This window comes from Pseudoalteromonas obscura (genome assembly GCF_030135505.1).
Classification (GTDB): domain Bacteria; phylum Pseudomonadota; class Gammaproteobacteria; order Enterobacterales; family Alteromonadaceae; genus Pseudoalteromonas; species Pseudoalteromonas obscura.
Map to the genome: position 1 here is coordinate 87759 of NZ_JASJUT010000010.1, position 19563 is coordinate 107321.

Here is a 19563-nt window from a genome sequence, read left to right on the forward strand (position 1 = left end):
ACTCTGTTGAGCACAGGAAGTCATAATGTCACAAAACAGCAGCACCGACTTAGAAAGCGAAAATAAGAAATTAAAATTAGCGCTTGAAAAGGTCACATCTGAAAGAGACAAATACAAAAACCTCTTTGATGCATCGGGGGATGCATTATCCATTATCGATCTAAAGTCCGGAAAGTTTATCGAATGCAATGCGGCAGCAGTTGAAATGCACGGTGTTCAGAATAAGGACAAGTTCTTACAGCTTGGTCCTGCAGATATTTCGCCTAAGTATCAACCTTGTGGCCAGCTATCAGAATCCTTGGCTAAAGGGTTTATTACAAAAGCGCGTGATGAAGGAGCGCAGCTATTTCAATGGACACATAATCGCCTCGATGGGTCGACTTTTCCTTGTTTAGTGTCACTTACGGCGATTCAATCGCATGGCGAGGATTTGATCTTGGCAATAGGCCGAGATATCACCGAAATTGTCAGAACTCAGAAGCAGCTAGATGAAGCCCACTCAGATTTGAAACGCTATAAAAAAGCATATCAAAGGGAAAAAGAAAAGTTTGAGCATTTTGTTAATCTAGCGCCAGTGGGAATAGCTATTAATTATATGAAGGACGGCAGCTTTCAATACGTTAATCATGAGTTTAGCAATATGACAGGGTATTCAGTAGAAGAGCTGAATAATATGGATTATTGGCAGCTAACTCCGCGTAAATATGAAGAGCAAGAGCACAAGCAACTGGATGACTTAAAACAACAAGGCCGATATGGTCCGTACGCCAAAGAGTACATACATAAAGCGGGGAGTACTTTTCCCGTTTTACTGTCAGGAATAAAAATCACAGACAGTGATGGCGAGGACTTTATATGGTCCGTGGTACAAGACACGACACAACAAAAAGCGATTGAAGCACAAATACAAAAAGCAAAAGAAGCTGCGGATTCTTTTGCGATTCGTATGCAATTAGCGAATGACTCTGCGGAGATCGGTGTATGGGAGTGGGATCTTGTTTCAAATGAGTTAATTTGGGATGACTGGATGTTTAAGCTGTATGGCGTAACTAAAGGTCAATTCTCTGGTGTCTATGAAGCATGGGTTAATAGCGTTCACCCTGATGACATTGGTTTCGCGAGTGCGAAGTTGGAAGCAGCTGTGAAAGGAGAGGGCGTGTACGAACCTGAATTTAGAGTTGTGCACCCTAATGGCGTGGTTCGGACAATGAAAGCAAGTGCCGAAGTTATAAAAGATGAAATAGGTAGAGCAATCAAGGTTATCGGGGTTAACTATGATGTTACTGATAAAGTCAATGTGATAGAAAAGCTGGCCGCGGCAAAAACTGAAGCAGAGAATTCTGCCAAAGCCAAAAGCGATTTTGTCGCAAATATGAGCCACGAAATACGCACCCCTATGAATGCCATATTGGGCGGACTACAGTTGCTTGAAACCGCTGAATTAAGTAAAGATTTTAGACAAATACTGTCAAACGCATCTTTTTCCGCGCAAAGTTTACTCACAATCATTAATGATATTTTGGATTATTCCAAAATAGAGTCAAATAAACTGGAGCTAGAAAAAGCGCCACTATCTTTCAAAGAAATAATAGAGTCTGTTAAGTATGACTTAGACTCAGTCATTAGTAATAAAGGAATTGGGTTTATTGTCACGATAGAGGACAGCTTCGACGACAGGTGGCTTGGTGATTTAGTTAGAGTAAAGCAGATCTTATTAAACCTTACCTCAAATGCGGTAAAGTTTACCGACAAAGGCTCAGTAAAAATAACGGTCAGATCTGGTAATTTTTTTGAAAAAGAAGCTGTTAATTTACAGATTACAGACACTGGTATAGGTATGAGTGAAGAGGCTCAAAAGTGTATATTCGACCGGTTTTCCCAAGCTGACACTTCAACTACCAGAAAATATGGAGGTACAGGCTTAGGTATGTCTATTACGGCAAGTTTAGTGCAGCTAATGAAAGGGAAAATTGAACTAACGAGCCAACAAGGGAAAGGTACAAGCATCGACCTTTGGCTACCATTGGATAAGTCATCTCAAGAATCTAATCTCAAACAGTGCAGATCTTTATCACCACCAAATCTAGCAGGGAAAAAAATACTGATTGCGGAAGATAATAAAATAAATCAAATTTTGATAAAAACAATGCTCAAAGATACTTATGCTGAGTTGACGCTCGTAGAAAATGGCGTAGAAGCTGTTAAAGCTTGTCAAAATGATCTTTATGACTTGGTTTTAATGGATATTCATATGCCAGAAATGGATGGCATAGAAGCGCAAAAAAGAATCAACAAACATTATGCAAGTATGCCAGTTATTGCGCTGACTGCCAATGTCATGACAGGTGACGTGAAAAAGTATTTAGCTCAGGGGTTTGTCGCTCATATCGGCAAACCCGTAGATTTGAGAAATTTATATGGTGTGTTAAAAAACTACGCAGATTAGCTCAATAGCAGGTTGATTAGTCAAAGCGCCAAGCAATAAAGCGGCTTTGTTTGTTGCCCTGTAACATTTTTACGACCTTATGTTGCTTAACACCGATTTTCGATAGGCATTTGGTCAAAGCCGGCAAATTATCTTTTTTGGAGACTAAGCTTGTAAACCAGCCTACTTGGTCTCTAAATTGTGCACTTTCATTAATCATGCCCCGAATAAATGCCAGCTCGCCGCCTTTACACCAAAGTTCGGGCGCGTGGCCGCCAAAATTAAGGTGCTGTGATGTTTTGGCAACACCTAGGTTTTTCCACTTTCTGTCAGTGCCTTTTTTTGCTTCTTGCTCACTTGCGTGGAATGGCGGATTACACATGGTGATATCAAAATAGTCGCTTTTACCAATGATCCCTGTAAAAAATGCATCGCTATTAGGTTGATGCTTTACTTTTATAGGCAGCTTATTCGCTTTGACGATACTTTGACTAACTTTTACTGCAATTGGGTTTATATCACTCCCTACAAACTGCCATTTGTATTCAGATTGACCTATGATCGGGTAAATCAAATTGGCGCCTGTGCCAATATCTAGGCACTTTACCTTTTTACCTGTAGGTACAATGTCATTGTGTTCTTCGGCAAGTAGGTCGGCAAGTGCATGAATGTAATCAGCTCTGCCGGGAACTGGGGGACACAAAAATTGGTCAGGCAAATCCCAAAAAGCAATACCGTAATGTTTAAAAAGTAATGCTTTGTTAAGGAGTATCACCGCCTTAGGATCAGAGAAGTCGACAGTATCTTCACCGTTTTGTTTTGTAACTAGATAATTTGCAAGTTCAGGAACTACTTTTGTTAGTCCAGGAAGATCATAACCTGAGGCGTGTTTGTTTCTAGGGTGCATGTTTGAAATTGTGTCTCACAGAATGACTAGTAAGAATTATACCCTAAATTCAATGTCTTCACTATTGGGGTTACTTTTTTAACTCGCAACTGGTACGATGAGTAAAAAGCCTTGGATATACAATGATAAATCAAGAATCAATGCAAGTGCCGTTATCTGATGCAGGAACATCTTTGCACTTGAGGTATATACACAACACCGAGAAGACGGGACCGATTGTTTTGCTTCTACATGGTGCGGTGGAGAATGGTAAGATTTTTTATACTCACAATAATAAGGGGCTGGCGCCATTTTTAGCGACTCATGGCTACAGGTGCTTTGTATTAGACTTACGTGGAAGAGGGGAAAGCGTACCGCCAATCTCCAGAGGCCATGATTATGGTCAAACTGAGTCCATTGTTGAAGATGTGCCTACTGCCGTAGAGTTTATTTCAAATCAGCTCGGTGAGCGCCCCCAATTCTGGGTTGCACACTCGTGGGGGGGCGTAATTATGAATAGTGTATTTGCGCGTTTTCCGGAAGAAATAAAATACGTTGATGCATGTGCATACTTTGGCTCAAAACGCAGTCTATACAACAATCATCCGGAAAAGCTGCTAAAGGCTAATGTAATGTGGTATCGGCTTGCGTACTACTACACAAAAAAGCATGGTTATTTACCAGCTAAAAAGCTGCGTTGGGGTTCCGATAGTGAAACCGCAAAATCACATAGGCAAAGCGCTGAGTGGGCAAAAATAAGCCCTTGGGTAGATAGTGATGATGCTTTTGATTACGCCTATGAATTAAGTGACAAAAAGCTGCCGCCGACTTTACACATTGCAGGAGTGAACGATAAAGCTCTGGCCCAACCAATTGATATAAAAATGTTTATGAAAGAATCTGGTATAGGCACTCAAGCGCTAAATATATATGGTAAAAAGTATGGCCATACACATAATTATGGCCATATTGATATGTTAACGCACCCAAACGCGGTAACAGAGCAATTCCAAGACGTGCTAAATTGGTTTCGGGATCATCAACGCTGATTTAATAACGTTAATTTTTCTTGGGGGTGAGTTGCCCCAACTCTTTTTCAATGTATGTTTCAAAAGCTTGCCAGCGTGTTAGGGAACGGCTGTGGATAGGTTGCCGCACTTGAGTTTTACTCAACGTGGAAACTTTGCTTCGGCTTTTGTAAAAGTCCATGCATTCAGGTTCATATTTCAAATAAATAAAGTTTAAAAGCTTTTGGATTGTACGCTCTGGGTCATCGATCAAGGTCTCATAACTAACATGAAAAATGCTTTTGTTAAGATGAGAAGAAAAATGCTCCATAACTTGCTGCTCAATGTCTGCATAGAGCTGGAATTCAGTTAACGAACAAAAGTAAGGTTCATTTTCTGCGAAATGATTGCTGTACACAGACCACGCATTAGCTCTAAAGTCGCGTGTTAAGTGTATGAATCGCGCATTTGGGAATATTTTGTATATTAGCCCTATATTTTGAAAATTGGCTGGTAGCTTGTTTATTACTGCCTCTTCTTGCACTCTGTTTTTTTTCACTTCATCTACATATACACTGCGACAATAGTCCAGCATAGATGTTGTTGTTTCATATATACATTCAGGAAAATCACGCTCAGTTCGCATTTCAAGGTAGGGGACTATCTTGTCGCTGATTATGATACTTTCTCCTATTGAGCCTACTTGAGAGTGCTGTGTAAGTATTTGTTCAAGTAGTGTTGACCCCGTCCTAGGCAGTCCAACGATGAAGACAGGCGTAAACGTCGATTTCACTTTGTCTATTGGCTTGTCAAAAAAGTCGCTGTTACAAGTTTCAAGTAGACGATTGAAAAAAGGCACCATATCTGCTGTTTTAAATTCACACTGTTCGAGTTGCAGTTTGTTAGCCTTATCGTAAAACTCAAATGCTTCTTTATATTCTCCCAACGCTTGGTGTGCGGTGGCAAAAGCATGATAAGCGATAATTTGAAATTTAGGGTGTTCGTATTTTCCCTCAAATTCAGTTAGCTTTTCCATTAATGCTGGGATTTCGTTGGTTGGTGCCAACTGCATCAGCTCGAATATAATGAATATAGAAACCCCAGAAGAAGGGCATTCTAATCCTTTTTGAAAAACCTGATACGCATTGTCGATAAAGCCATGGTCTAAATAAAATTGTCCTAAGTGGTAATGAATTTGCGCATTGTGTCTGGCTACGCTGAGCGCATATTCTAATACAGTCTTGGCATCTACTGGGGAGCCTACAGCAATAAAAGCATCAGCCAAAGCATACAGTGGGTCGAGCATTTTTGGCAGGTGTTCACATGCTCTTTTTAAGTAATATATGGCATTGTCGTACTGCTCTAAGCGCATACATATGCGCCCTAAGCCAAATAAAGCTTTGCCATTTTTAGGGTTTTGTTTAAGCACTTGCTTGAACATAAACTCAGCTTCTCTAAGCCTATTTTCTAAGAGTAGCTCTGTGGCGCGGTCTAAAAGTAACATGGTATTAAGCTGTTTATTTTCATGATAAAAATAAAAAGAGGAAAAAGCCATCGCTAATTCCTCTTTTGCTTCTGGGTTACAGATAAAGTTTAGAACGTATATGTTGCTTTGACGTAGTAGAATCCACCATTAATACCAAATGGCGATGTCTCATAATATACCCCGCCCCAATTGTTAGAAGGCGTTAACTCTGTTGCACCGTCTTCAGCAAAGTTGATAACTTTTTCAGCATCTTGGTCGAAGATGTTGTTAGCGCCCGCTGTGAGACTGATATTTTCAGTCGCATAGTAGGTTAGCTCGGCATCAATTGTGAATGTTGGGTCAGCCATGATTGCAGTAGCATCATAGTCGACGTGCACACCTTGATACTCTCCGAAGTAGTTGTAGCGGATAAAGCCTGAGAAGTCTTCCCACTGTTGAGTCCAAGTGTAAGTTGCGCGATGTTGAGGTAAATCATTTTCTAAACGTTTTACCTTAAATTCGCCAGTGATTGCAGAGAACTTATCAACTTCGGTCTCATTCCAGTTGTATGCCATGCTAAACGTGGCAAATCCACCAAGTAAATCCATTGAGTAGTTTGCAACTACATCCACACCTTGTGTTGTGGTATCAAAGTCATTGGTAAAGAACGACACTTGAGCAATGCTATCCACATTAGGCACACCATCAGCTTTGAGAGCTTCTTTTTGTGCTGGTGTCAGATTGATTTTTTCAGATTGACTAAGTCTGTCTTCTACTTGGATGTTGTAGTAGTCGATCGTTAAGAATAAATCTCCGGTCTGATAAACAAAACCTAATGTGTAACTTTCTGATTCTTCAGGCTGTAATTCTGTACCACCAAGTATTTCTGAAACTGGGTTTGTCGGTGGTAATAATGCCGAGTCAACTAGTACGCCACTACTTAAGTTTGTTTGAACATTACTCACATTTGCTTGACCAACTGTTGGAGCTCTGAAACCTGTACTGACAGAGCCTCGCACTGATAAGTCGTCGGTCAGTTGATATTGACCCATAATCTTAAAGTTGGTTGTAGAACCAAATGAGTCATAATCCTCAAACCTAAGTGCCCAACCCATTAAAAAATCATCGGTGAATGGCGTCTCGATATCAATGTATGCAGCGTAGTTACGACGAGAATATTCACCTGCGGCTGAAGGTTGGAAACCTGGGAAGCCATTAGAGCCAATACCAAAGCCTTGTTGAGTCAATGGACCTGCAATAAAGGAGGCTTCGTCACCGGCTATAACTTCAAATGTTTCTTCATGCCATTCAAGGCCTGTAGCAACGTTCACATCGTATGCGAGGCCAAAATCGAATCCTTTAGAAACATCTAAGTTAAAGTTTTTCTCTAATTGAATGTATTTACCAGGACTAAACTCCATTGGTGTTTCAGCACCAAGTGATGCGTTCACTGTGTTAGTGATGAAGTAGCGTGATTCGTTACGTCCTACAGAGCCACTGATGTCATAAAAACCGCCTTCCATGAAGCCTTCAGTGAAGTCACCTCTGGTACCTATGGTTAAAGACGTGTCAGTGATATTGCCGCCAAAGTTGGGAGTAAAACCACCTGGCAGTATCTCGTTAAAGGCAAAACAGTTACGGCCTAGTTCCGTATCCGCTGCAATTTGTTGATATGCAGCAATGGTTGCAACATTTTGAATGCGATTGCCATCAGAGTCTTTAAGGTTAATAGTTGGACAGCCTATGCCTGTACCTACGCCATCTAAGTCAGCTACAAGCAGCGTATTACCGCCGTCATTGGAATAAACTTGAGGACGAGTTTGAGGGTTACGATAATAGAAACCACCCTTTACATCTCTTTCTGAGTAGTTACCAAACATGTAAAACTCAGAACTATTGCTGAGCTCAAGGCCGACATTACCAAACAGCGTAATGTCGTCTTTAATTTCTGGAGCACCCCAAATTTGTGCAGGGTCTCTAATACCTTCTACATTGGCATCTGCATATGCTTGAGCATCTGGTCGTTGGACACTTCTACTAGTGGCATCTGCTTCTTTGTATTGGAAACTTAAATTAGCAAACCCTTGATCGGTAAATGGTAAACCAACATTACCTTCAAAGGTGGTGGTATCACCATCACCTTCGTAATACTCACCCTGTTTGACAGAGAAGCTTCCGCCTTCTGACGCGTCTTTCAATACAAAGTTCAAAACACCAGCAATGGCGTCAGAACCATATTGCGCTGCTGCACCGTCACGAAGTACTTCTACCTGTTTTAATGCAACGCTTGGAATAACTGAAATATCGGGCCCTTGTGCACCATCGTTAATACCACCACCTAAAAACGCAATGACAGAAGAACGGTGTCTGCGCTTACCGTTGAGCAGTATTAAAGTTGAATCTGCTGGCAGACCCCTTAAGTTGGCTGGCCTAACTAAGCTAGCAGCATCACTGATAGGGTTTGCATGGACGTTGAGCGATGGCACAGAGCCTTTCAACAGCTCAAGCATATCGTCACCGCCAGCTTTGCTCAGTTCATCACCGCCAATGATATCAATCGGGACTGGTGATTCACCGACGGATCTCGGTGCGGCCCTAGAACCTACCACGGCTATTTTTTCAATGTCTTTGTTAGCTCCTTCTTCTCTGGCATCTGCTTGAACGCCAAATGCAAGTAAAGCTGTGGTTGCTGCAGTTGTAGAAATCGCAAATCGAATTGCATTTCTTAGTTTGCATCTCTGTAGTTTCATCCTGTTTCCCCAGTTTTTCTAAACTTTTTTTGTAAACTAAATTGCAATATGCAATAACGTGCTTTCTCAAGAACTTATTCAAATGATTAACACATTTATAAAAATAGCAGCCAATTTGCTAAGTTCAATCTTTTGTTTGATTTAATTGCATTTATTTCTGATTTGTGACGATTTTAGGTCTTTTTAGCCTGTAAATTGAGCGGTGTTGTTTCTTTGATGGGTATATTTTGTAATTTTTGTTAAATGTGAGGCGGGGAGGCTGTCTGAACATTCAATATAAATATTGATTATAGCGGGATTTTATAACACAAAAAGGCCGGAATATAATTAATTTGATAATGTAATGTAAATGGTTTTGTGGGGTATGTTTGAGCGGTATTTTGGACCAAATATCAACACGCTTTTTATATAGAACTTTGCTAGAATGACAAAAAATAAGTTAATTTCGGATATCGATGCGATTAATAAAAGTCGTTCACAAAGCGCCAATTCGAGTTGCACGGATTAGCAGAAGAAAGCAGAGGCTTAAAATAAGGCGTACGCTGATTGCTTTAAAAGAGGCGCTTGCTCAAGAGAAGCAAGAGACAGAGGAAATGCTTGATATCTATAAAAGGTACACGCTAGGGAATGCGTCTAAATCAGAGTTAAAAATTGCCAACAAGCAATTTGTAGATGTGCTCAAAGGTTTGGGTTTAGGGGTTTTTGCTATATTACCTTTTGCCCCTATTACGATCCCGCTAATTATCGCACTAGGTAACAAGTTTGGTGTTGAGGTTTTACCGAGTTCATTTACTGATAAAAAAGAGTCTCGAAAGAAATAGTACAACCCTTGCTTAGTCCCATTAAGTGCTTTGCTATCAGGCAGTTAATTTTTGACATTACGTTTACAAAAATACAGAAAAAACTTACCCTTATGACAGTGAATTGTGCGCGCGTTATTGTTATCCTTGAGGCAATACAACTTAGAACAAGAGGCACGTATGAGTACTTTACTCGTTCACTCCCAAGAAGGAACACCAATTCATTTAACCACTGAACCGCAACTAGATGGTTGGCTGTCGGAAAATGCACAAACAACGAAGAGCTTTGTGTTAGCGACACGCCAAGAAGGTCAAAATGTGTTGTTGATACCGGACTTGACCAGTGGAGCGCTATCAAGTGTTGTCTGTGTAGTTGATTCGCTTGATGATCAATGGCTAGCTGGTGATTTAGCCAAGCAGCTACCACAAGGAGTGTATCAATTTATCGGCGACGAAGCATTGATTGAAAGGGCTGCGACTAGTTATATCCTTGGCGCATATAAGTATAGCGCTTACAAAAAGACAGCGCCCATTCAAGCTAAATTAGCCATTTCTGCTCCAAAGTTATATAAAAAAGTTTCAGATATAACCGCTGGTATTTACCTAGTTCGAGACTTGGTAAATACGCCCGCGGCTGACATGATGCCGCAACATTTGGCGGAAACATTTATTGAACTTAGTGAACAGTTTGGTGGTGAGTTTAAGCAATTTATCGGTGATGAGTTACTTGAGCATAATTACCCGACGATCCATATGGTTGGACGAGCAAGTGACAATAAGCCTAGGCTGTTAGACCTAACTTGGGGTGATGAAAATGCGCCTAAATTAACATTGGTCGGTAAAGGTGTATGTTTCGATTCGGGCGGCTTGGACCTAAAACCAGCTGCTGGGATGCGTAATATGAAAAAAGACATGGGTGGTGCGGCACATGTGCTTGGTCTTGCGCATATGATCATGGCGGCAAATTTACCTGTTAGATTACGTGTATTGGTTCCGGCTGTTGAAAATGCGGTGTCAAAAAATGCCTTTAGACCTGGCGATGTGATTGTAACGCGCAAAGGTATTACAGTAGAAATCGACAACACTGATGCTGAAGGACGTTTAGTTTTATGTGATGCATTGGCCGAAGCTCAAGCAGAGCAGCCAGATTTATTGATTGACTTTGCAACCTTGACGGGTGCTTGTCGTATTGCACTAGGTACTGAATTGCCAGGTTTTTATAGTACTGACCAGCAAATTGCCAGTGACATCATTGCTGAAGGTCTCGAGCTCAATGACCCTGTTTGGCAATTACCATTGTTTGACCAGTACAAAGCGCTGTTTAAAAGCGATATTGCTGATATCGCAAATTGCGGTTCGACACCTTTTGGCGGTTCAATCACCGCAGCCTTGTATTTAAAAGAGTTTGTAGAACCAGAAACAACACCTTGGCTTCACTTTGATGTGATGGCTTGGAATGTTCGCCATTTGCCGGGCAGACCAGTAGGTGGTGAAGGCCTTGGATTGAGAGCAACCTTCTCTTACTTGCAAAAACGATTTGGATAACTAAAAGCAAAAAACGGCTCTTTTAGAGCCGTTTTTTAATGTATTATTCAGCAGCTTTTAACGGAATATTTGACAGCAAGGCTTTCATTTGCTGCCAATATAAGCCAACTGACTCGATGTGTACCTTTTCATCTGGGGAATGAGGGAACTTAATTGTTGGGCCGAATGAAATCATATCCATTTCTGGATAAGGCTCTTTGAATAATCCACATTCTAACCCCGCATGGATCACCATGATATCCGGTTTCTTGCCATAAATCCCTTCATACATGTCTCTGAAGATATGTATTAGTTCCGATTCTGGCTCAGGTTTCCAGCCCGGGTACGCACCTGAAAATTCAATTTTAGCGCCAGCTAGCTCAGCTAGAGATGCTAAAGTTCCTTCGACGTCTTTTCTTCCTGAATCTATCAATGAGCGGATCAAACAGAGAACTTCAACACTGTCTTTGTCAGTGGTGATCACGCCTAGATTCAACGATGTTTCAACGACACCTTTAATATCATCGCTCATGCGAACCACACCGTTCGGGCAGGCATTAAGGAGTGAGAGTAGCTGTTGAGTACATGCAGATGTCAAAGGTGAAAGGGGGTGTTGAATTTGTGTTGTTGTAAATGTGAGGCCCGTTTCAATCGCGGATAGCTCTTGGCGCATAAGAGTCTGCACATGCTCGATACACTCAGCGACTTTATTAACATCAGCATCATTAATTGCAATAGTGGTATACGCCTCACGAGGAATTGCATTTCTCAATGAACCGCCTCTAAATTCAACAATTTGAAAGTCAATGCCATTGAGGTGGTGTTTTAAAGTACGAGCAAGCAGTTTGTTGGCATTTGCTCGCCCAGTGTGAATATCTACACCAGAGTGTCCACCTTTTAAGCCTTTTAAAGAGATCTCTAAATATACTTGTTCAGCCAATGCAGGCTGCCTTTGAATGTCTAGTGTAAGGCTAGCATCGATACCACCAGCGCAGCCCATGTAAATCTCACCTTCTTGCTCTGAATCTGTATTTAGCAGGATTTCTCCTTCCAACCATCCAGCTTCCAAACCAAAGGCACCTGTCATGCCAGCTTCTTCATCGACAGTTAATATGACTTCAAGTGGCCCATGAGCCACATCATTTGAAGCCAACACAGCTAGACAAGATGCCATACCAATTCCGTTGTCCGCACCCAGCGTTGTACCGTCAGCGGTTACCCACTCGCCGTCAACATATGGTTTGATAGGATCGGTGACGAAGTCATGGTCAGTATCGTCATTTTTCTGTGGCACCATGTCAATATGTGCTTGCAGTACTACTGGCTTTCTGTTTTCCATGCCAGATGTCGCTGGTTTTTTGATAAATACGTTACCTGTTTTATCCCTGCGTACTGCTAGATTTTGGGATGTTGCCCAGTTAACGATAAATTGTGCTAACGCTTCTTCATGCTTTGATGGGTGTGGAATTGAACAAATTTGATCAAAAAATTGCCATACGACTTGTGGTTCAAGTTGGCTTATCTCTGAATGAGGTTTAAACACCATATTCCCCTAATTAACTCGTTTGTTGTCAGTAATTTAATGTTGGTAGCAAATATCAGTTGCTTTGTCACAGCTGTGATCTTGAATGAGTCAAATGCATTTTACAATTGTTAAGACGAGTACTCATCTTTAAAATTAGTTAGATAGGCATTATTTCTGATGGTTTTCAGAGATCTGTGACATGTTTTTAACGAACACACATTTTTGCTGTATTCGTTGTATTTTAACAGCTATTTAGGGGTATATCGAGCAGCAACCCAGGGTTGCTGCTTATTAGGCTTGGTTAATCAATATTTTGGCAAGCTAGCACTGCGTCTTTGACTAGCTCGAGGCCGGTTTTCTCGCAGTTTGGAAAGGTATAGTCAGATGTTGCGATTGGTGTGACTCGCTCACCCCAGCGAATATAGCTGGCAGCCCAAGTAAGTCCAGCCCCAAACGCCGCAGACATAATATTTGCGTGTGGTTTTATCATACCTTGTTCCACTGCTTCACACAGGGCTATAGCAATAGTGGCTGCTGAAGTATTACCGTAGTGATTGATATTGACCATGACCCTTTCATCTTCAATATCCAGCTTTTTTTGAATCGCCTGAATGATTCTTAAGTTAGCTTGGTGCGGAATAAGCACGTCAATATCGTCAAGATTTAAATTTGCCTTCAGCATTACATCATCACAGGCAATGCTCATACCAGTGACAGCACGCTTGAATATTTCTCTACCTTCGAATAGCAGATCGGAAGGGCCAACTGCTTCATACTTATTTAAGTCGGTACCATAGTTGGTAATATGTAAAATATCTCGATCTTCAGTGTCACAGCCTGTTTTAGTGCCCATTAGACCGCTTGGCTCATCGCTCGCTTCTAAAATTACTGCGCCTGCGCCGTCGCCAAATAAAACGGCACTGTCTCGTTTTGCCCAATTTACATACCAAGTCATGCGCTCTGCTGCAACTACAACAGCTTTTTTGATCATGCCGGCTTGTATCTGCGCGGTCGCATTTTGTAATGCATAAAGGAAACCTGAACATGCTGCGTTGGTATCACAGGCTGCGGCTCCAGAAGCGCCAATATTCTTTTGCACTAATGATGCAGTATTTGCCACCATGGTTGAGGGGGTGCAAGTAGCAAGTAATACTAAATCAATGTCTTTTCCATCGACACCAGCACAGGCTAGCGCTTGTTTACTGGCTATGGTCGCAAGCTCGGCTGTACTAACATGGCTAACGCGACGGGACTTTATACCTGTCCTTGTAGTGATCCATTCGTCATTGGTATCAACAATGTTACTGATTTCGTCATTGCTGATAGAAGCAGGTGGTATCGCTTTTCCCCAACCTGTAATTTTTGCATATATCATAGTGTCTCTTTATCAAATCCGACCACTTGGTGAGTTGCATATTTATAACAAACTATTGATTTACACACAAAGAATACCTTGTTGATTTAGTGCAATTGACTAGAATTAAGTGAGAAACAGGTCAGATATCAGCTGTTTATGATTCGAAAAATCACTCAGGAACTACTTGATGAACTTATCGCGTTGGAGCGACTGCTGCTCGAGCCGCATGTGAGAGAGTCAAAAGAAAGGCTATCTATGTTGTTGGATGACGATTTTTACGAAATATCGGCTAATGGCTTACTGTTTGATAAGCGGCATGTTCTGTCTCGATTGCCCAGTGAAAAGGTACCGCAATTCTATAATCAGGACTTCCGCGGACAAATGCTCAGTGACACATTAGCTCAGTTAACCTATCAAGCTGCCTATAGAAGAAACGCCTATAGTAATTTGCAATTCTCATTGCGGATGTCTCTTTGGCGGCAAAATGTTTCTGGTTGGCAGTTACTATTTCATCAAGGGACACCTAGCCCTGAATTCGTGCTGAAATACGACTAAACATTGATTGATGTAAACGTTCTTTCAGTTGGTTCATCTATAGGGTAAAGTACGCATCATTTGTAATTAGGCTGACTCAATGGTTTTAGCGTTTTCTCCCCAATCGGCACTCGGCCAACTGTTGTTATTGCGCTCTATTGCGATAGTTTTACAACTCATTTTGGTACTAATTTCGATAGTTTTACTGGATAAGAATATCCCGCACCAACCCGTATTTACAATTATTGCTTTAGAATCATTGTTTCAGCTGTTCAGTATTATAATGTACCGCCGCAACAGAGAAATATCTGAGCGAGCAATGACTCTCCAGTTGGTGGCCGATATTGTCTTCTTATCATTATTGCTCTCCTTTTTAGGGGGGGCGAGTAATGCGTTTGTCTCATTGTTACTCCTGCCTTGTATAATCGCTGCGGTCACAGTGTCTATAGGTTATGTGCTGTTTGTATCTAGTAGTGCTTTATTGGCATACGGATATTTGTATGTGGCAGTGACTATGCCAATGCATCACCATGGTATGCACATGGGAGAGCATTTACTGGGTATGTTTGTGAACTTTGTATTCATGGTTGTGGTAACCGTTGGTGTTGTCGCTATCTTGGTCAAAAGGATACGAGAGCGAGAGGCTTTACTTGCAAAAACAAGAGAAAAGCAATTACAACAAGAGCAACTATTGGCGCTGGGCAGCGCTGCCGCTCAAGTAACACACCAGTTAGCGACGCCAATCGCGCATTTGAACTTACTTTTGGAAGAGCTTCAGGAAGATTTCCCTGAACACCCAGCTGTCGCAGAAATGAATTCACCAATATCCCAATGTCGGGTGCAGTTAGAGGGCTTTAGGGCACAGACTGAGTTGCTCAAGTTAAAACGTCAAGAGCAGTCTCAGTCGTCAAGTTATGTTTTGGAGCAACTAGAGGAGTTGATGACGCTGCAATACCCGGAGCAGTCACTCACGATTTCTGAACAAACCTCGCCAGTTGTTGTCAATGGCGATCCTATGCTTGTACCAGCTTTACTCAATCTTATTGTAAATGCAGCTAAAGCGAATGAACGAGCTGGCAAATGCAAAATTGAGCTAACAGCATATGCCCAGCGAGGAAATTGGCATTTGATGATTAAAGATCAAGGCAAAGGGATAGCTCAGCAAAAATTGGAAAACTTGGGAAAATTCGTGGTCGAGAGTGATACCGGATTTGGTATGGCATTATTGTTGACAAATGCAACCCTTGAAAGAGTAGATGGAGAGCTGCAATTAGAGAACTTAGATGAGGGGGGCGTTTTGTCTACCGTTGTATTACCAATAATAGGTGAACTATGAAATTATTGATCATTGAGGATGATGTGGCATTTTCGAATACGCTCGCTCGCCGTATGTCTAAAATGGGGTTCGAATGTCAATGTGTTAATCAAGAGCAGTCTATATTGGACACATGCAATGCGTTTTCACCTCAGTATGTATTGCTAGATATGAAGCTGGAGCACTCTTCGGGGTTGCAGCACATCAAACAAATAAGAGCGGCTTTGCCTAATTGTAAACTCGTGTTATTGACAGGCTTTGCCAGTATCGCGACAGCCGTTGAAGCAATCAAGCTTGGCGCGGATGACTATTTAACCAAACCCGCCGATACCAAGTTGATAGCGAAAAAACTACGCGGTGAAGATGTGGAACTGGAAAACGCGTTTGAGTCGACAATGTCTCCAGAGCGATTGGAGTGGGAGCATATTCAACAAACGCTTCAAGCTAATGACGGCAACGTCTCAGAGACCGCTCGTCAGCTCAATATGCACAGAAGAACGCTACAGCGAAAGTTGCAAAAACGACCTGTCTCAAAGTAGCGGGTGGGGCTAGACATTGCTCTATTGATAGATTTTAACTAAATTGAAATTAGTGGAACAATGGGACAACAGCTAATGTATGTATTCGAAGTCAACATAGTGGCAGTAGTGTTAGCTGCATTAAGCTCCTTTTTATTAGGAGGGTTGTGGTACTCGCCTTTGATGTTTCAACAGGCTTGGTTAGAAGGTGCTGGGCTAACTGAGCTCGATTTAAAAAGTGCGAATCATAAAGTCATTTTTTTTGGATCTTTCCTGCTTTGTATTGTTGCTTCTATAGGGATGGCTGTAGTGGTTGGGAAAGGCCCATCCGTGCTGGATACCATGGTGCTTGGATTATCAATAGGGGTTATATTTGTTGCAACCTCTTTTGGTATTAGCTATTTGTTTGAGCAAAGACCGCTTAAATTATTTATGGTGAATGCAGGGTATCACACGTTACAATTTACGCTAATTGGGTTTGTTATTGGGAGTTTAAACTAGGTGGCTAAGCCAAATAAGAAAGGGCCTACCAGAACCGTAGATATTTTCTGTGCGAAGTGTAAAGCGAAATTGTTTAAGTATAGAAAAGGAGGCAAAGGCAGTCTGATAAAGTGTTTTGTAGAGCGAATTAGCGTAGACCACACAACTAATCAAACCCATTGCCCTCAATGTGAGCAAGAATTTTCCAGAAAAACACTCATCAGAGGCGCACCAGCACTTAAAATTGTTGGCAATAAAGTAACCTTTAAATAGCGACTGCCAAACTAAGGACAATTATCCTGTAACCGCAAGCATGTTTTTAAGATAATTACAGGGTTTGTGCTGTTTCAACGATTGAAAGTCACCCTACCCATGGAAAAGGGCCAGCGTGTTTGGGTGAGTATCCACAAAATATATGGACAAAAACATGATTGATATTTTATTTGACGTAATTGGTATGACAGGTACTTTTCTTGTAGTTGGTGCATTTTTCTTACTGCAATTAGAAAAAGTCACACCAGATGGCCTCAAATATAACCTCATGAACCTTTCTGGTGCAATATTGTTACTTATAAGTTTATGCTACAACTTTAACTTGGCGAGCTTTGTGATCGAGCTATTCTGGATAGCGGCTTCCATGATTGGATTGTATAAGTATTTCAAGGCAAAGAAGTTACAGGCGGCATAAAACTTAAGTAAAAACTTGCACAGTTACATTTCATGCGTATTATTTAGTTGTATGAACGGTAACTGTGTAAGCAATATTTGGTGAATTAGTTCACTTAAATTGAGCTTGTTGCGGTATCAGTAGTCAGGCTCAATATGAAAAAAACAGTCCCGCTTATTTTTATCTCGTTTTACAGTTTAAATGCAATCGCTTCGCAAGAAGAGCTGTTTGAACTGAGCTTTGAAGAGCTACTGGATGTAAATATCACTCTCGCCACTAAAACCGTAGAAACACCCAACACAGTTCCCTCTAGTACGACCGTTTTTAATCGCCAACATATTCAATTGCTCGGTGTGGCAAACGTGTATGAATTAATGAATTTTGTACCTGGAATGCAGTCTACCCGTGGTGATTGGGTTGGTGCTGTGCCAAAAGAGCATGCGAGAGGCATATATTTAGATAGTGGTAATGTATTGGTCATGCTCAACGGCCAGAGACTCAATGACGCATCATTTGGTAAGGCTTCTGTTTACGCACCGTTTATTCCAATTGAAGTCGTAGATAGAGTGGAGTTTATTCGAGGTCCTGGTTCTGCGCTTTATGGCAGTAATGCATTTTTGGGCGTGATGAACATAGTAACCAAAAAAAATGACAATCAATTGATGGCGGCTGTGGGCAATAACAGCATGTATCAAGCAGCGTTAAGTGCGCATCATGTCTTTGAAAATGGTTTAACTTTGCAGGCAAATACGTCATTGTATCGAGATGACGGACAAAAGTATTTTGACAGTGAAATTCGAGACCCAATTGATGGCCGGTTTGTTGAAGTAGAGCTCAATTGGCGAAATTGGCGACTAGCTGTGCATAATACTGAGACTCGGTTGAATGAGTTTATTAACCTATCCGGTGAATCTAGCGATAATGAACACACGAGCAGAAACTTAGGTGTACAGTTGGAAGTTCACTCAACCTGGCAAGACTCGATAAAAAATACAACTCGACTCGATTTTATTAAACACGATATTAAAAATGCAGGCCTTATAGCCAGTGCAGAAGAGTTGCAATTAGCGCATGATTTTTTTGTTGGTCCGCGATGGCAATCAAGGGATATCACTCTAAATAGTGAAACAATTTATGAGTACAACGAAGCGCTAAACATTATTATTGGCGCAGAGTATTCATGGGAAGAGCAATCTCGTGCGGACGTCTATACCAACTACTATAATCCTCAAACCGGAGAGGTATTCGTAGATGAACCATATTATCTAGGTGGATTCCAAGTAATAAACGATTATCAGCCATTTAAATCACTTGAGGCTGATTTTGATTCATATGCAGTGTACACCCAAGTAAAATATACTCTATCTGAATCTATCACTATGTTTACTGGGTTGAGGTATGATGATGTAATTGACATCGATCGCAAACTTTCACCAAGGCTCGCGGTTATATATCAATTCAACCCGGTTCACACTTTTAAGTTACAGTACGGCGAAGCGTTTAGAGTACCGGTCAGTAATGAGCTCAACTCTAATGATGAAGTGACCTTGGGTAACCCCGAGTTGAAAGCTGAGTACTTAAAAACAACTGAATTAGTATGGCATGCAAAAGATGACAACTGGCAATTTGACTTAGTTATTTTTGACAATGAATTAGAAGATTTCATCAACCTTATTCCTGTTGATGAGGCGCAATCACGCTTTACGTTTGATAATGTTTTTGAAACAAGTATGCAAGGCTATGAATTCAGTGGCACTTTGCATATCAGTGAAACCGCATGGCTGTCGACTACATTTACGCAGTATATTGATCTACCTTTTAACCCGAGTTACAAAAAGTTTGGCTCTGTTGTGTTTAACTATACTCGAGGTGACATGCAGTACTCTCTAAACGGCGTATGGAGAGATGGCGTTGTAGTGGTACCGGAAGTTCTGCCAGATGATCCCGAGTTTTCGTCGTACAATCAGCCAAGTCATTGGTTGTTAGGTGCGACTATTAGCTGGAAAGTAGATAGTGAGCAAGGCGTCGCTCTACAGGTACAAAATATCTTTGACAAGTCTACTGATGCGTTTGACCCAAGGAGGTATGACGGCAGGGTACCCCAAAGAGGAAGGCAAATAAGACTGAGATATACTTACGAATTCTAACTTAGCGTTGTGCATGTTTTCATAACCTTCGTGTTGTAGTACGGAGTAGGTGTATATTTTGATTGACCTTCCGCCCAGACCTTGGACTTATACCAATTAGAGATATGTTCGATTATTCGAAAGCGGATGCACAAGTCTTGTTTTGAAGATTGTTGAGTATATC

At 41.3% G+C, this 19563-nt stretch carries 16 protein-coding genes; 11 read left to right on the forward strand and 5 right to left on the reverse strand.

The genetic code is table 11. The features are described from left to right. Window positions 1-25: 25 nt before the first annotated feature. A complete protein-coding gene (locus QNM18_RS19820; protein ID WP_284138224.1) occupies window positions 26-2446 on the forward strand; it encodes a PAS domain-containing hybrid sensor histidine kinase/response regulator in 2421 nt (806 codons plus the stop codon). A gap of 16 nt (window positions 2447-2462) precedes the next feature. Here QNM18_RS19820 and rlmF read toward each other — a convergent pair whose 3' ends face one another. Then, complete coding sequence (rlmF, locus tag QNM18_RS19825) at window positions 2463-3332, reverse strand: 23S rRNA (adenine(1618)-N(6))-methyltransferase RlmF (protein ID WP_284138225.1); 870 nt, start codon at window positions 3330-3332, stop codon at window positions 2463-2465. Between the two features lie 122 nt (window positions 3333-3454). Between rlmF and QNM18_RS19830 the strand changes: the two genes are divergently transcribed. Then, window positions 3455-4360 (forward strand): alpha/beta fold hydrolase, encoded by a 906-nt coding sequence (locus QNM18_RS19830; RefSeq protein ID WP_284138226.1) that lies wholly within the window; start codon window positions 3455-3457, stop codon window positions 4358-4360. A 10-nt stretch (window positions 4361-4370) separates the two neighbouring features. Here the strand turns inward: QNM18_RS19830 and QNM18_RS19835 are convergent, their stop codons facing one another. After that, window positions 4371-5873 carry a tetratricopeptide repeat-containing sulfotransferase family protein gene (locus tag QNM18_RS19835; protein ID WP_284138227.1) on the reverse strand — a complete coding sequence of 501 codons (1503 nt, stop codon included), beginning with the start codon at window positions 5871-5873 and terminating at the stop codon, window positions 4371-4373. A gap of 38 nt (window positions 5874-5911) precedes the next feature. Then, window positions 5912-8533: a TonB-dependent receptor plug domain-containing protein gene (locus QNM18_RS19840; RefSeq protein ID WP_284138228.1), complete on the reverse strand. Its 2622-nt coding sequence runs from the start codon at window positions 8531-8533 to the stop codon at window positions 5912-5914. 455 nt (window positions 8534-8988) lie between these two features. Here QNM18_RS19840 and QNM18_RS19845 point away from each other — a divergent pair, with 455 nt between their 5' ends. Then, the gene (locus QNM18_RS19845; protein WP_284138229.1) at window positions 8989-9354 is read left to right on the forward strand and encodes a hypothetical protein; all 366 of its coding nucleotides are present in this window, start codon (window positions 8989-8991) and stop codon (window positions 9352-9354) included. A 159-nt stretch (window positions 9355-9513) separates the two neighbouring features. After that, window positions 9514-10878 carry a leucyl aminopeptidase family protein gene (locus QNM18_RS19850; RefSeq protein WP_211008596.1) on the forward strand — a complete coding sequence of 455 codons (1365 nt, stop codon included), beginning with the start codon at window positions 9514-9516 and terminating at the stop codon, window positions 10876-10878. Between the two features lie 43 nt (window positions 10879-10921). On the opposite strand, the gene QNM18_RS19855 is transcribed toward QNM18_RS19850, so the two are convergent. Both QNM18_RS19855 and QNM18_RS19860 read right to left on the reverse strand, forming a co-directional pair. Next, window positions 10922-12400, reverse strand: a complete 1479-nt coding sequence (locus QNM18_RS19855) for an aminoacyl-histidine dipeptidase (RefSeq protein ID WP_284138308.1) — start codon at window positions 12398-12400, stop codon at window positions 10922-10924. Between the two features lie 283 nt (window positions 12401-12683). Then, a complete protein-coding gene (locus QNM18_RS19860) occupies window positions 12684-13757 on the reverse strand; it encodes a ketoacyl-ACP synthase III (RefSeq protein WP_284138230.1) in 1074 nt (357 codons plus the stop codon). A gap of 138 nt (window positions 13758-13895) precedes the next feature. Between QNM18_RS19860 and QNM18_RS19865 the strand changes: the two genes are divergently transcribed. The 7 genes from QNM18_RS19865 to QNM18_RS19895 all read left to right on the forward strand — a co-directional run bounded on the left by QNM18_RS19865 (window position 13896) and on the right by QNM18_RS19895 (window position 19400). Beyond that, window positions 13896-14294, forward strand: a complete 399-nt coding sequence (locus QNM18_RS19865; RefSeq protein WP_211008598.1) for a nuclear transport factor 2 family protein — start codon at window positions 13896-13898, stop codon at window positions 14292-14294. Window positions 14295-14373: 79 nt separating this feature from the next. Further along, window positions 14374-15609, forward strand: coding sequence for a sensor histidine kinase (locus QNM18_RS19870; RefSeq protein WP_284138231.1), 1236 nt, complete (start codon window positions 14374-14376; stop codon window positions 15607-15609). Then, window positions 15606-16127, forward strand: a complete 522-nt coding sequence (locus QNM18_RS19875) for a response regulator transcription factor (protein WP_284138232.1) — start codon at window positions 15606-15608, stop codon at window positions 16125-16127. The genes QNM18_RS19870 and QNM18_RS19875 overlap by 4 nt, the downstream gene beginning before the upstream one ends. 60 nt (window positions 16128-16187) lie before the next feature. Further along, on the forward strand, window positions 16188-16607 hold the full coding sequence (locus QNM18_RS19880; protein ID WP_247687178.1) for a DUF1761 domain-containing protein: 420 nt from the start codon (window positions 16188-16190) through the stop codon (window positions 16605-16607). Then, a complete protein-coding gene (locus QNM18_RS19885) occupies window positions 16608-16859 on the forward strand; it encodes a hypothetical protein (protein WP_284138233.1) in 252 nt (83 codons plus the stop codon). Between the two features lie 154 nt (window positions 16860-17013). Next, window positions 17014-17274 (forward strand): CBU_0592 family membrane protein, encoded by a 261-nt coding sequence (locus QNM18_RS19890; protein ID WP_023397893.1) that lies wholly within the window; start codon window positions 17014-17016, stop codon window positions 17272-17274. Between the two features lie 134 nt (window positions 17275-17408). Continuing rightward, window positions 17409-19400: a TonB-dependent receptor plug domain-containing protein gene (locus tag QNM18_RS19895; protein ID WP_284138234.1), complete on the forward strand. Its 1992-nt coding sequence runs from the start codon at window positions 17409-17411 to the stop codon at window positions 19398-19400. Window positions 19401-19563: the final 163 nt, after the last annotated feature.

What these genes read in the sequence shown, in the direction of transcription:
- QNM18_RS19820 (WP_284138224.1), top strand. Translation starts at nt 26, where the DNA reads ATGTCACAAAACAGCAGCACCGACTTAGAAAGCGAAAATAAGAAATTA.
- rlmF (WP_284138225.1), bottom strand. Translation starts at nt 3,332, where the DNA reads ATGCACCCTAGAAACAAACACGCCTCAGGTTATGATCTTCCTGGACTA.
- QNM18_RS19830 (WP_284138226.1), top strand. Translation starts at nt 3,455, where the DNA reads ATGATAAATCAAGAATCAATGCAAGTGCCGTTATCTGATGCAGGAACA.
- QNM18_RS19835 (WP_284138227.1), bottom strand. Translation starts at nt 5,873, where the DNA reads ATGGCTTTTTCCTCTTTTTATTTTTATCATGAAAATAAACAGCTTAAT.
- QNM18_RS19840 (WP_284138228.1), bottom strand. Translation starts at nt 8,533, where the DNA reads ATGAAACTACAGAGATGCAAACTAAGAAATGCAATTCGATTTGCGATT.
- QNM18_RS19845 (WP_284138229.1), top strand. Translation starts at nt 8,989, where the DNA reads ATGCGATTAATAAAAGTCGTTCACAAAGCGCCAATTCGAGTTGCACGG.
- QNM18_RS19850 (WP_211008596.1), top strand. Translation starts at nt 9,514, where the DNA reads ATGAGTACTTTACTCGTTCACTCCCAAGAAGGAACACCAATTCATTTA.
- QNM18_RS19860 (WP_284138230.1), bottom strand. Translation starts at nt 13,757, where the DNA reads ATGATATATGCAAAAATTACAGGTTGGGGAAAAGCGATACCACCTGCT.
- QNM18_RS19865 (WP_211008598.1), top strand. Translation starts at nt 13,896, where the DNA reads ATGATTCGAAAAATCACTCAGGAACTACTTGATGAACTTATCGCGTTG.
- QNM18_RS19870 (WP_284138231.1), top strand. Translation starts at nt 14,374, where the DNA reads ATGGTTTTAGCGTTTTCTCCCCAATCGGCACTCGGCCAACTGTTGTTA.
- QNM18_RS19875 (WP_284138232.1), top strand. Translation starts at nt 15,606, where the DNA reads ATGAAATTATTGATCATTGAGGATGATGTGGCATTTTCGAATACGCTC.
- QNM18_RS19880 (WP_247687178.1), top strand. Translation starts at nt 16,188, where the DNA reads ATGGGACAACAGCTAATGTATGTATTCGAAGTCAACATAGTGGCAGTA.
- QNM18_RS19890 (WP_023397893.1), top strand. Translation starts at nt 17,014, where the DNA reads ATGATTGATATTTTATTTGACGTAATTGGTATGACAGGTACTTTTCTT.
- QNM18_RS19895 (WP_284138234.1), top strand. Translation starts at nt 17,409, where the DNA reads ATGAAAAAAACAGTCCCGCTTATTTTTATCTCGTTTTACAGTTTAAAT.